A 13603-nucleotide genomic window follows, 5' to 3' on the forward strand; every position below is an offset into this window, starting at 1 on the left:
GTTATGGCAGGTGGGCGAGTATCGCGCTGGCCTTGTCATTTTCTCCCATCATTTCATAGCTTTCCGCCAGTAAGCTGTAAAAGCGCTTGTCGCGCACCTGCACCTTGTCGCGGGTGATTTTCTCCAGCGAGGCAACAGCGCTTTCATAATCGCCGTTGTTATAGGCGTCCTGGGCCCGGAAGAAGTGAAAATAGGGATTCTTTTTCTGGTAGTCCCGGGCCTTTTCGGCAAAATACTCCGCTTCTTCCTCGTCGCCCTTGATGTCATAGAGAATGGCGAGATTGGACAAGGCCGAATGATTGGACTGGTCATACTTCAGTGCCGCGTGATAGGCCATCTCCGCATGATCCAGCAGGTTATTCTGGCGATAGAATACCCCCAGATTTGACCAGAAGTAGGAAGTTTCCGGGGATAGGCGGATGGCCTTGACCAGATAGCGGAAGGCATTCTTCATATCTCCCTGATTCAGGAAAACGGCTCCTCTGTTGCTATAGTAATGAGCTTCGGCCTCTGCGTCGGTCATGATTCGTGTTGGGTAGGCGGGGTCCACATTGACCTGATCGATATCCAGGACAAAATCTCTTCCCGCCCGGGACTGAATTCTGACATTGACGTGGCGGGTGGCATAGATGAGCTTCTCCCTTGAGGACGACCACAGGGGAGGGACGTCGACTTCCTGGAAGACCGCATTCAGCCCCTGTTGCCGAGCCATGAGTACAGTCAGATAGCTGAAGCCCAGACAGTTTCCCTCCGCCTTGAGAAAGGCTTCCTCGGCGGTGAAGGTTGCTGTGCGGGTGTAGGTCATATTCAGGCCGTCTGGAGAGATGAGAGCCTTGACGAGAGCTTTGACTTTTACAGCTTCTGCATTTTTTCGCGGAATATTTTCTTTGGTAAATGCCAGCATATTCGACGTCATATCAAGGACGCTGTCTTCCGGCTCGGGCAACCTGTCGGCTTCCGGTCCCCACAGGGCATAGCCGCTGAGCAGTGCACCCCGCCCGATAAAGACTTCCGAATAATCGGTTTTGGGAGAAGATGTCGTAACGCAACCCGTCAGGAGAAGATACAAGGGAAGGGCAAGCAGAATTCTGCCGATAAAACCATAGATTCTGGCACACTGTTCCCGTGTCATTCTGTCTCCTGTTCTGTGATATGCACCTCTTCCCATATTTTTGTCGCAGGCTGTAAAATTAATGTAACAATCCTGCTGTATTATTAGAAAAATATTACATCATTCCTCCATTAATCTTTGTGAACTTTTTGTTGCAGGGACGGTTTCCTGCGGAATTATGCTATTTTTCCGCCAAAGATCTTGCCTGGAAGGCGGTTTTCCTGCTTAGTCTTGTCCGATTTATCTGAAAACGGCGGGGACCGGATGGAAATAAAGTCATTAGTGTTCTGGGGTTGCGTCCTTTTGATGGCGCTTTTGGGTATCGTGCTTCTACCCCCCACCCTTTATATATGGGGCGGTGTTTTATTTATTCCTCTGGTCTTTCTCGGCCTCATCGACCTGAAAACCTATCGTCTCCCGGATTATCTCACCCTGCCGCTCATCCTTGCCGGAGTTGTGCCCAGCTATCTGGAACTGGCCGGTTTCCCCCCAATCCTGCACAGCCTTGCCGGAGCTGTGTCCGGTTACCTTTTTATTTTTCTGGTCGCCACCGCCTACCGGCGCCTGCGGGGGAGGGAAGGTATCGGCATGGGCGATGCAAAACTTCTTGCTGCAGGCGGGGCCTGGGTGGGGATACTGTTTTTGCCCTTTATTCTGTTGCTGGCCTCTGTGGCAGGACTGCTGGTTGTGTTTGTCACATTCAGGGGCTCTGCCCGCCTGCAGACCGCAATTCCATTTGGCCCTTTTCTGGCTGCGGGGATCTGGTTGACCTGGATTTCGGCGGTTTCGTCCCTGCTTGTTCTGGCAGGCTAAAATATTAGATTTTCTTAATTAATAGGGACTCGCAAAACGTCCCGCATGTGTTGAGGTTTTGTGACATCTCTTGCAGGTCACGAGCCTGTCGCCGGGTGGTTTTTTTGTGGAAATTCTTCCCTGGAAGAAGAAGAAGAAAACTCATAACACGCTGAAAATAAAACTCTTTAGAAGACAATTATTTCTGTAACAAAACATTAAGCCAACCGTAACATTAGCTGAAGCATAACTGTCATATTTCCCTCCTAAAACCGCCAACTGATTAGTTCGGGGCGAGAGACGCCCGGATTGTCTATTGAACTCCAACTGTAAATTTTTTTCTCGTTTAGGGGCGGAAAATGATCAAATCCATAAAATTAAGAAGTATATTGCTTGCGGCCTGTGCCACAATGGCGCTAGCAGGCTGCCAGGGCGACGATTCAATCGAGCTTGCGTCACCGGGGACCACAGGGCCGAACCCGGGTACCGGTGGTAGCGGTGGTGGTACCGGCGGCGGCGGCGGTGGCGGCAGCGCCGGCAACTGTCCTGCTGGAACTTCTGCTCTGACTGTAGGTGCTGAAACCCATTGTGAAATTTCAGGTACCCTGATCGCGGATATCAATCTTACTGCAGAAAATATCTATGTCCTTAACGGTGTTGTCCGGGTTGGTGAGGATGCCGGCTTTAATGGCGGTGGCGGTGCTTCTGTAACCCTTTCAGTTGAAGCCGGCACCCGTATATACGGTAAGGATGAGACATCAGTCCTGTCAGTTTCCCGTGGTTCAGAAATCATCGCGGAAGGGACAAACACAAACCCGATTATTTTCACATCTGCACATGACCTCGGCTTTGATGACGAACTTGGTCTGCCGGCTCGTTCAGCCTTCAACGGTTCCCAGCTTGAGGAAACATGGAGCGGTGAATGGGGTGGCCTGATCCTGAACGGCCTTGCGACTGTGAACGTTAACTGTGGCGGCGGCCAGTGTGAAGGTCAGGATGAATATACCAATGACCTCTATGGCGGCACCAACGATGCGGACAACAGCGGTATCCTGAAATATGTGCAGGTAAAATATGCCGGTTACCAGTTTACACCGGATAGCGAACTGAACGGCATCGCCTTCCAGGGTGTGGGTAGCGGGACAGAAGTTGATTATGTCCAGGTACATAACAATGATGACGATGGTATCGAATTCTTTGGCGGTACTGTTGATGCCAAACACCTGATTGTTACCGGTTCAGATGACGACAGTTTCGACTGGACCTATGGCTGGCGCGGTGATGTTCAATATGCCGTTGCCATCCAGAACCCGAACCAGGCTGGTTCAGACCAGGGTTTCGAAGCCGACAACAATGGCGACGACAACACCGCCCTGCCGCGGGCAAACCCTACCTGGTCAAACGTGACCCTGGTGGGTACGGATACTGCGGATATCGGTATCCTCCTGCGTGAAGGTACTGCTGCCAGCATCTATAATGCTGTTGTCACCGGTTTCGGTGATAAATGTCTGGATGTGGATGGTGCGGAAACCTACACCGTTCTCGGTGCTGGTGACACGCACATCGAATCCACTCTGCTGGATTGTGCAACTACCTACGCCTCTGACGGTGACGATGCTACCCTGCAGGCCTGGTTCGAAGGTCAGGCCAATAACACTGTTGCAACCAACTCTCTGTCCGTTTTTGTCAACGGTCTGACAGAGCAGGGTGTGACTGCCACAGATGCAAACGCTGTTGATACATTCTTTGAAACAACAAGCTACATCGGTGCTGTCAACGGTCCGAACGATCCTGAAAACTGGACACTGGGCTGGTCCTATGGTCTGAATGATGCCGCTGTTTGTCCGTCCGGCACCAGCGACACAGGCAATGGCAGTTGTGTGCTGGAAGGTACATATACCGGCACCATGCGTCTTGTGGCTGGTCTTGATTACTTCCTTCGCGGTTCAGTCCTGATCGGTGAAGACCTTGGCCCGGATGTTGGTGCCCCGATTGGTGCTGCTAGTCCGGGAACGTTGATCGTTGATGCCGGTGTCACCATTTATGGTGAAGACGAGACTTCAGCACTGTCAATCTCCCGGGGATCCCAGATCTTTGTGAACGGCACTGAAGACGCGCCTGTCACAATGACCGCACTGAATGATGGGTCCCATGACATTGATACCGCATCGGGTTTGTGGGGCGGATTGATCCTCAATGGACGGGCCACAATCAACGCAGGTTGCGCGGCCTTCTGTGAAGCCCAGGACGAATATACCAATGAGTTCTATGGCGGAAATGATGACAATGACGACAGCGGCCGCCTGCGCTACCTGGTGATTAAATTTGCCGGTTATCAGTTTACTCCGACAAGTGAGCTGAATGGGATCGCCTTCCAGGGTGTCGGTGATGGCACTGAAGTCGATTATGTCCAGGTCCACAACAATGCGGATGACGGTATCGAGTTCTTTGGCGGTACTGTTGATGCCAAACATCTTGTTGTGACCGGTTCCGACGATGACAGCTTTGACTGGACCTACGGCTGGCGCGGTGATGTTCAGTATGCAATCGCTGTCCAGAATGTGAACCAGGCTGCTTCCGACCAGGGATTTGAAGCGGATAACAATGGTCTTGACAATACGCTGTTGCCGCGTTCCAACCCGACATGGTCCAACGTAACCCTGGTTGGCGTTGCCTCTGCCGACATTGGTATCCTCCTCCGTGAAGGTACAGCAGCAAGCATCTACAACACTGTTGTAACTGGCTTTGGCGACAATTGCCTGGATGTTGATGGTGCTGAAACCTACACCGTCCTTGGTGCTGGTGACACGCACATGGAATCCACTCTGCTGGATTGTACAACTACCTACGCCTCTGACGGTGATGATGCCACCCTGCAGGCCTGGTTCGAAGGTCAGGCTAACAATAGCACCGGCGCTTCAAGCCTGGCTTTCCCTGCCGATGGTACATACACCTATATCAATGGCGCCAATGAAACGGCGGTCACTCCGACAGATGCAAATGCGGTTGATGCATTCTTCGACACCACAAGCTATGTCGGTGCCGTTCAGAATGCGGCTTCTGACTGGACTGCAGGCTGGACCGTCTGGCTGCACAACTAGGCTTGAGTGATTGGCTGTGGCGGGATGTATTAAATCCTGCCACAGCCCTTTCTCTTTCAAAAAATCACACATGGTGCTTGATATGAAAACAAATTCCAAAAATTTAAAGGGAGCCCTGCTTGCCAGCACAGTAATGCTGATGCCGGCAGTGGTTTACGCCCAGCAGGCAGAGCAGGCTGATCCTGGTCAGGATATTGAAGAAGTGACCGTCATGGGTCAGTATATTCCTGACGAGAAACGAGCTACCTCTGAAATTTCCAACATTCTTGATGGGGCTGATTTCTCTCGTTTGGGTGACAGCGATATTGCTTCCTCACTTAAACGCCTGACCGGCCTAAGTCTCGATACGACCGGGGTAGTTATTGTTCGTGGTCTGGCTGATCGTTATTCCAGTGCATTGCTGGATGGTGCGCACCTGCCAAGTCCCATGCCGCTGCGCCGGGTAACCCCGCTGGACCTTTTCCCGACCAGTTTCCTGGAAGGTGTTCTGGTTCAGAAAACCTATTCGCCGCAGTACCCCGGTCAGTTCGGGGGCGGTTTGATTGAACTGCGATCAAAGGCGGTTCCGGAAGAGGATTTTTTTGAAATCGGGATTTCCGGTTCTTACAATACGGAATCTACATTTGAGGATGGCCTCAGTTACGATTTTTCGGACACTGACTGGCTTGGTTTTGACGATGGTCTCCGCGACCTTCCTGACGCCATTGCAGCCAATCCTACCCTTGAAGGTATGACTGATGCGGAACTGGAAGCAGCAGGGGAAGCCATTCCCAATATCTGGTCTATAGATTTGCAGGAAAACCTCCCTGATTTCGGTTTCGATGTAAATTTGGGCAAGCGGATTGAAATGGATGACAGCAGTCTGGGTATTCTGCTGGCCGTTTCCTATGACAATGAATACCGTAATGAGTTTGGTGAACGCCGATCCTTCACCAATACCTCCAGCGGCCTGGAAGCTCGCGACAATCAATCCCCTGAAGTTTGTGAAGCTTATCCCGAAGCTCCCCAGACCTGCGGGGTTCGCAGCACCAAGTTTGAAGCCGATCTGAATGGTATCCTCAGTATTGGATATGAGTTTGGTGGCAACAACAATGTGAAGTTCACTTCCATGATCCTCAGGACTTCGACCCGTGAAGCCCGTATCCAGCAAGGTGAATTTGCTTCCGATCCAGGTGAATTGAGGTCTTATTCCCGTATTGACTGGATTGAACGCCAGGTCTGGACAAACCAGTTGTCCGGTGAACATTATTTCGATGTGATGGACACCGGTGAGACCGAAGTGAAATGGCGGGCCGTTCGTTCCAAGGCTGACCGTGATGTTCCCATGCGGAAGGAATATTACCACGACTTTGATCTTGGTTTCGAATCATACCTTCTTTCAACCCGTGCTGACGGTAATCGCATTTCCTGGGGCGAATTGAACGATAAAACCTCGGAACTCGGTTTTGATGTCAAGCAACCGGTAGAACTTGGTGATATTGCTGCCGATATCCGGGTGGGCGGCATGTATTTCAAGAAGGAACGTGAATCAGACTTCCTGCGCTATGGTTTTGATTTCCCGTCCGGCTTTAACGCCGAACTGCGCAGCCTGGTTCCCGAAATTGCCATTGGGTCGTTCAATATTGCTCCAGATGGATTTGTCCTGACGTCTTTCGTTGACCCGTCTGACAGCTACGATGGTAGCGAGGAACTCTTTGCCGGTTATGCTGCGATTGATGCGCAGCTTTCCGAACAGTTCCGTCTGGCAGCCGGTTTCAGGTATGAAGACAGTCAGCAAATTGTGAATGCCTTCACGCGCTTTACCGGAGAGCCAATTGATGTTGACCTGGATGAAAGCGATTTTCTTCCGGCCGCAACTTTGACCTGGACATTTGTGGAAAACATGCAGCTTCGCCTTGGGTACTCCAAGACTTTGTCCCGTCCGGATCTGCGTGAATTGGCGCCTGTGACTTTCCTGGATGAAGATGGTCGCCGGTCAACTGGTAACGAGAACCTGCAGATCGCCAAGATTGATAACATTGATCTTCGGTGGGAATGGTATTTCGGCGAGGATGAGTATATCACCATCGGTGGTTTCTATAAGGACTTCTCAATGCCTATCGAGACCAACTTCACGGTTCTTGGTGAAGGCATCGTCCGGTCTTGGGAAAATGCAGAAGCCGGTGAAGCCTATGGTGTGGAAGTAGAGGCTCAACTCAACATTCCCATGGAAGAGGTTTTTGAAGGTGAATTCTTTGCCAACCGTCTTTTCTATGTGAAGGCCAACGGCGCCTACATCAAATCTGAAGTATCACTTAATGAAGAGCAGCAGGGGCAGCAGACCGATTCTGTCCGTGCCATGCAGGGGCAGTCTGAATGGCTTGGCAACCTGATTCTCGGCTGGGATGGGGAGGATGATCGCATGACTATTCTTCTCAACTACACAGGTGATCGTATCTCCGAGGTAGGACTTTTCCAGCTTCCGAACCGTATCGAGGAACCGCCGCTGTTGCTTGACTTTGTTTACAAGCATGACATCGCGGTGGCTGGCGGTGAAATGGAGCTGAGCTTCAAGGTCGAGAATATCCTGAACGACGAATATGTGGTTTATCAGGGTGACCAGATCGCGGAGCGTTATGACATTGGCACAACCTTCACAGTTGGTGTGAAACAGCGTTTCTGACGGCTGTTTCAATCAGATAATCTGAGGGGCATCCGCTGTGGCGGGTGCCCTTTATTTTTATGTAGTAAAACTTACACATTCCTGTAACATTTAAGTTCCACAAGATAATTTTACAGATAAAAAACTTTGTGGTGTGACGATATTTAAACGGGTATTTAACAACAGGCAGAACTTTCCGGGAAGGTTCCGTGTCAAGGGAACAGGTTTCGGGAAACTTCACGGTTTCCGCGTAGCCCTGCCTCTGCACGCCTTAATTCTGGCGGCAGAAGTCTTCTTTGCCTTGCTTCTTGTTTTCATGCTGGCCCTCCTGTTCTGGGATATTGTCTCCCCGAAGCTTCCGGTGGTGGAGACTCACCCCGCAGTCTCTGCGAACGGATCACGTCAAGCCGATGTCGTGGACTGGACAGTTTTCGCCTCCTTTAATCCTTTTTATCGGGACCACAAAACAGAAGTGGTTCAGGACACGGTTCTCGCGGAGGCCCGGGAAACCAACCTTGATCTTGAGCTTTTCGGGATCCGTTACAGCCCGGATGGTGACGGGGTAGCCATCATTCGTACTCCTGACAAGCGGCAGGATGCCTTTCGCGAGGGGGACGAACTTTTCAATGGCGTGACCCTGAACAGGATTTTGCGGGACAGGGTGGTGATTGACCGCTCTGGTGAAATGGAGGTCCTGACGTTCCCCGGCCAGCGGGGGACCGGGCAGTTTCATGCCCAGGTCCCGGACAAGGGGAGCCCGAATGACAATCAATGAAAACAAAACAAGAAAAACGGGCAGGGAAATGAGTAAATATCTGTGCAGACTTTTGTTTATTCTGGCGATATTGGCACCGCTGCAGGCTGTGGCACAGTCGGATGAACCGGCGCTTCTGAACTATCGTCAGGCCGATATCAAGGCGGTGACCGAGGATATTTCCTTGTTGACCGGCCGCTCTTTCATTATCGATCCGCGTGTCTCCGGCAAGGTGACGATCATTTCAAATGAGCCGGTCCAGCGTTCAGCCGTTCTGGAAACCTTTCTGTCCACGCTGAAAGTGCATGGTCTTGCGGTTTTGCCGACACCTGGCGGGGCTTATAAAATCGTGCCCGAGGATCAGGCTGCTGTCGAAGGGCAGATGATGTCTGCGTCGGACAAAGTCAGCGACCAAATGATTACGGAAGTGATCAAGCTGCGCCATCTGGATGTGACGTCTGCGTCGAACATGCTGAAGACTATGGTCGGGAAGTCGGGAAGGGTGCTGCCCTACAGGCCGGGAAACGTACTTATTCTGGTGGATTTTGCCTCCAATATCGTGCGTCTGAAAACCGTTCTTGCCGAAGTGGATAAGTCCCGGGACGTGGTGCGCATGCTTTCGCTTACCAATACCTCGCCCAGTGAAATGGCGGAAATCCTCAATCAGCTTAAGGGGGCTGCTGGTAATGATACGGCTCTTTACAGCGGGTTTGTAACCATTCCGGTGGACGCCAGCGATACCCTGATGATCAAGGGGGATGAGGCCGTCATCACTGAACTTCTGCCGGTGATCAAGCAACTGGACGAGAGGCGCAAGTCCAAGGGCGCTCTCAGGGTGGTCAAGCTCAGCCATGCGGATGGCGAGACACTGCTTCCGGTATTGCAGGAAGTCAGCCAGTCTCTGGCGAAGAACAAGGGGGAAAGTGCCGGCGGAGGGCGTGACGGGAAGACAAGTATTTCCCTGCATCCCTCCACCAATTCTCTTGTCATAAATGCAGACCCGGAAATGCAGAAGGCACTGGGCGATGTGATCCGCCAGCTGGATGTGCCCCGGGACCAGGTCATGGTTGAGGGTATTATCGTCGAGGTGTCCGACACCACGGCCAAGGAATTGGGGCTGCAGTATTTCATGTCCGGCAGCAAGACTTCCGGCGTGCCCTTTGTCACCACCAATTATTCCAACAGCACCCCCAATATCCTGGCGTCCGCCGGGGCGCTTCTGGCAGCCGACGAACTGGGTGAGGACAGTGATGCACTGGCGGCATTGCAGAGCACGGCCATTGACTCCATCCTGGGGATCAACGGATTCGCCGGTGGTCTCGCCGGAAAATCCAATGGCACCACCTTCGGCTTTATCCTCAATGCGCTGGATGAAGATGTAACCTCCAACATTCTGTCCACCCCCTCGGTCATTACCATTGATAACGAGGAAGCCCGTATATTGGGCGGTCAGGAAATTCCCATTACCACGGGGGAAACCCTCAGCAGCAACAACTCCAATCCCTTCCGTACCGTAAACCGGGAAGATATCGGCGTGAAACTCACTGTCCGGCCCCAGATCAACGGAGAGAACGGAATTCTCGCCCATATCCATCAGGAAGTTTCCAGCGTGGCCGGCACCATCAGCAGTGAATCCACTGACCTGATCACCAACAAGCGGGAAGTGGAAACCACGGTGATGCTGGAGGATGGAGAGATCATGGTGCTGGGTGGGCTGATCCAGCAGGATGAATCCATCTCCATCAGCGGTATACCGTTGCTCATGGATATTCCACTGTTGGGCAATGCCTTCAAGAGTGAAGGAAAGTCCCGGGAACAGCGTAATTTGATGATTTTCCTGCGCATGACCATTATCCGGGATAAAAACCAGATGCGTCGGGTGACCAATCAGAAATACAACTTTTTCAGGGATGATCCGCTGATGCAGGATGCCTACGGCGGGATCGGGCTGGACGGCGTGATGAACCGGGTCATCGGCGCCACACCGGAAAAGCCGGAAGGTGAATAGCATGGCCGGGACGGAAGGACATCAGAGCCAAGTCCCGATCTCCTACAGCTTCGCCCGGGAGAAAGGAGTGCTGGTTCTATCCGAAGAAGAGGGGCTTGTTCTCGGCCTGCGCAATGATGTGACGCTGGAGGACATTCTGGAAGTCCGCAGGGTGTTGCCGGGGGCACTGTCCCTGCGGAAGCTGGAGCGGACAGAATTCGAAAAATATCTGTCGGACATTTATGCCATGGGTGACCTGGCGTCCTCGGATCTGTCTGACAGCCTGGAAGAGGAAAGCAGCCTCGACAGTTTTATCGAGGGCATGCCCAAAACCGCGGACCTTCTGGATACCACTGACGATGCGCCCATCATCCGGCTGATCAATGGTCTGATTGCCCAGGCAGTGCGCCTCAAGGCTTCGGACATTCATCTGGAGCCCTTTGAAAGCCGCCTGTCGGTGCGCACAAGGGTGGACGGGGTGATGCAGGAGATCCTCAGCCTCAATGCCCGCCTGTCGTCGCTTCTGGTGTCCCGTATCAAGGTGATGGCGCGGCTGGATATTGCGGAAAAGCGCGTTCCCCAGGATGGCCGAATTTCCCTGTCTCTGGGGGAGCGGACCCTTGACGTTCGTGTCTCCACCCTGCCGTCCCAGCACGGGGAGCGGGTGGTCATGCGTCTCCTGGACAAGTCCCAGGCCCTGATTGGGCTTGGCGATCTGGGAATGGAACCGGACACCCGGACCAGAATGGAAGCCCTTCTGGAGCAACCCAACGGCATTGTTCTGGTGACCGGCCCGACCGGTTCCGGGAAAACCACTACGCTGTATGCATCGCTCTCTCGCCTCAATAACGCCACCCGCAACATTCTGACGGTGGAGGATCCGGTGGAATATGCTCTGGACGGCATTGGCCAGACCCAGGTCAATGCCAAGGTGGGCATGACCTTTGCCACCGGGCTGCGCGCCATTTTGCGCCAGGACCCTGATGTGGTGATGGTCGGGGAAATCCGTGATCCGGAAACTGTGGAAGTAGCAGTCCAGGCCTCACTCACCGGCCACCTTGTATTGTCCACAGTACATACCAACAGCGCCATCGGCGCCATCACCCGTCTCAGGGATATGGGGGTGGAGCCCTTCCTGCTGTCTTCCACCATCAAGGGGATTTTGGCCCAGCGGCTGGTGCGCCGCCTCTGTCCTGCCTGCAAGAGGGAGAAGACTGTTACCGGTGCGGAGCGGCAGCTTTCCTCCGGTCAACTGGCGGAAGGAGCGAAGATCTATGAAGCGGCGGGTTGCGAGACCTGTCACCATACCGGCTATGCGGGCCGGATCGGGCTTTATGAACTCGTGGTCATAAACGAAACGCTGCGCCGCATGATTTATGAATCCGCCAGCGAGCAGGAAATGGAAGCGGAGGCTTTCAGGACAGCCGGCAGCCTGTTTGTCAACGGCCTGAAAGCCGTCGGGGAAGGCCAGACGTCGCTGGAGGAGGTACTCCGGGTCTGTCGTCATCAGGAGGATGGTGATGGCGGTCTATGAGTATGTAGCCCTCGATCACAAGGGCCGGAAAAAGAAAGGCGTGGTGTCCGCCGACAGCAGCCGTCAGGCGAGGAAGGACCTGCAGGACCGGCAGCTGATGCCGGTCAGCCTGGAGAAGGTGGACCGGAAAACGGAAGGCGCGCCATTTGCAAAATGGCTCGGCCGGGACAGGATTGGCAACAAGGAGCTTGCCATGCTGACCCGCCAGCTTGCAACAATGATCAATGCTGCAGCGCCTGTTGAGGAAGCCCTGTCTATGACGGCGGAACAGATGGACAACCCGTCGGTATCCACAAAGCTGATGGCCGTGCGGGCCCGGGTCATGGAGGGGCGTCGATTTTCCGAGGCATTGGCTCTTTATCCCAATGATTTCAGCCAGTTCTATAGATCTCTTGTGGCGGCAGGTGAAGTTTCCGGCGCCATGGGGCAGGTGCTGGAAAGACTGGCAGACCATCTTGAAAAGTCCCAGCAGCTGCGCAACAAAATTCTGACTGCGACGTTGTATCCCGCCATGCTGGCGATTGTCGCCGTGACGGTGGTGATCATCCTGATGACCTTCATTGTGCCCAAGGTAGCGGGACAGTTTGAAAGCATGGGTCAGACCCTGCCGCTTCTCACCAGAACGATGATTTTTCTGTCGGACGTGATGCGGGACTACGGAATTTTCATTCTGCTGGCTCTGGCACTTGGCGTCTTTCTTTTCCTGCACAGGTTGAAGAATGAAAAATTTCGCCGTCGCTTCGACGGCTGGCTCCTGAGGCTTCCACTGCTGGGCAAATTAATCCGGGGATTATATGCCGCCCGTCTGGCCCGGACCCTGTCCACTCTGATCGCCAGCGGATCGCCTGTCATGGAAGGACTGCGGTCCGCCGGACAGACCATGCAGAATCTGGTGATGCGGGATGCGGTGGAGAAAATGGTCACCCAGATCAGCGAGGGCACCAGCCTGTCCCGGGCGCTCAGGAATTCCGGCGTATTTCCAGGTATTGTGATCTATATGGCCGGGGCGGGGGAGAAGAGCGGCCAGCTGCCGGACATGCTGGAAAAGGCGGCCGACTATCTGGAGGGGGATTTCGAAACCTTCATTGCCACAGCGCTCAGCCTGCTTGAGCCCGGCATCATTATCATTATGGGGGCTGTTGTAGCCCTGATTGTATTGTCCATCCTGCTGCCGATCCTGCAGCTGAACACGATGGCTCTTGGATAGAAACGGGAGAGAGAAAATGTCTGCAAAACCCAAACAACAGGCACCGCAGCCGGAAGTGAGCAACGAGTCCGGCTTTACCCTCGTGGAATTGATGGTGGTGATTGTCATCATCGGCCTTCTTGCCACGGTGGTGGTGATCAACGTTCTGCCAAGCCAGGACAAGGCTATGGTGGAAAAGGCCAGGACCGATATCAGCCGCATGCAGATGGCTTTGGAAATGTTCAAGAAGGATAACCTCGGCTTCCCGACTACGGAACAGGGGCTTGAGGCGCTGGTCAATGAGCCGGCAGGCCTGCGCCAGCCGGAGCGCTACCAGAAAGGCGGATATATTCGTGAACTGCCCGAGGACCCCTGGGGCACACCCTATCAGTATCTGATGCCCGGCGAACACGGTGACTATGATATTTATTCTCTTGGTGCCGACGGCCGTCTTGGCGGGGAAGATCTCGACAAGGATATCGGGAACTGGAAATAAC

The 13603-nt window shown here is 53.4% G+C and carries 9 protein-coding genes; 8 read left to right on the forward strand and 1 reads right to left on the reverse strand.

Annotated elements, in window-relative coordinates; genetic code table 11:
• Position 1: 1 nt before the first annotated feature.
• The gene (locus ACN0YD_RS05070) at positions 2 to 1132 is read right to left on the reverse strand and encodes a tetratricopeptide repeat protein (RefSeq protein ID WP_417317561.1); all 1131 of its coding nucleotides are present in this window, start codon (positions 1130 to 1132) and stop codon (positions 2 to 4) included.
• A gap of 285 nt (positions 1133 to 1417) precedes the next feature.
• Here ACN0YD_RS05070 and ACN0YD_RS05075 point away from each other — a divergent pair, with 285 nt between their 5' ends.
• The 8 genes from ACN0YD_RS05075 to gspG all read left to right on the forward strand — a co-directional run bounded on the left by ACN0YD_RS05075 (position 1418) and on the right by gspG (position 13602).
• The gene (locus ACN0YD_RS05075; RefSeq protein WP_417317562.1) at positions 1418 to 1924 is read left to right on the forward strand and encodes a prepilin peptidase; all 507 of its coding nucleotides are present in this window, start codon (positions 1418 to 1420) and stop codon (positions 1922 to 1924) included.
• 338 nt (positions 1925 to 2262) lie between these two features.
• On the forward strand, positions 2263 to 5004 hold the full coding sequence (locus tag ACN0YD_RS05080; RefSeq protein ID WP_417317563.1) for a hypothetical protein: 2742 nt from the start codon (positions 2263 to 2265) through the stop codon (positions 5002 to 5004).
• An 82-nt stretch (positions 5005 to 5086) separates the two neighbouring features.
• On the forward strand, positions 5087 to 7666 hold the full coding sequence (locus ACN0YD_RS05085; RefSeq protein ID WP_417317564.1) for a TonB-dependent receptor domain-containing protein: 2580 nt from the start codon (positions 5087 to 5089) through the stop codon (positions 7664 to 7666).
• A 133-nt stretch (positions 7667 to 7799) separates the two neighbouring features.
• Positions 7800 to 8420 carry a type II secretion system protein N gene (locus ACN0YD_RS05090; protein ID WP_417317565.1) on the forward strand — a complete coding sequence of 207 codons (621 nt, stop codon included), beginning with the start codon at positions 7800 to 7802 and terminating at the stop codon, positions 8418 to 8420.
• A gap of 28 nt (positions 8421 to 8448) precedes the next feature.
• Entirely contained in the window at positions 8449 to 10407 is a 1959-nt protein-coding gene (gene gspD, locus ACN0YD_RS05095; protein WP_417317566.1) for a type II secretion system secretin GspD, read from the forward strand.
• Between the two features lies 1 nt (position 10408).
• On the forward strand, positions 10409 to 11920 hold the full coding sequence (gspE, locus tag ACN0YD_RS05100) for a type II secretion system ATPase GspE (RefSeq protein ID WP_417317567.1): 1512 nt from the start codon (positions 10409 to 10411) through the stop codon (positions 11918 to 11920).
• Positions 11907 to 13127 carry a type II secretion system inner membrane protein GspF gene (gene gspF / locus ACN0YD_RS05105; RefSeq protein WP_417317568.1) on the forward strand — a complete coding sequence of 407 codons (1221 nt, stop codon included), beginning with the start codon at positions 11907 to 11909 and terminating at the stop codon, positions 13125 to 13127. The genes gspE and gspF overlap by 14 nt, the downstream gene beginning before the upstream one ends.
• 16 nt (positions 13128 to 13143) lie before the next feature.
• Positions 13144 to 13602, forward strand: coding sequence for a type II secretion system major pseudopilin GspG (gene gspG / locus ACN0YD_RS05110; protein ID WP_417317569.1), 459 nt, complete (start codon positions 13144 to 13146; stop codon positions 13600 to 13602).
• The last annotated feature ends 1 nt before the right edge of the window (position 13603 follow it).

Source organism: Emcibacter sp. (genome assembly GCF_048269205.1).
In the GTDB taxonomy this organism is placed as follows: Bacteria; Pseudomonadota; Alphaproteobacteria; order Sphingomonadales; family Emcibacteraceae; genus Emcibacter.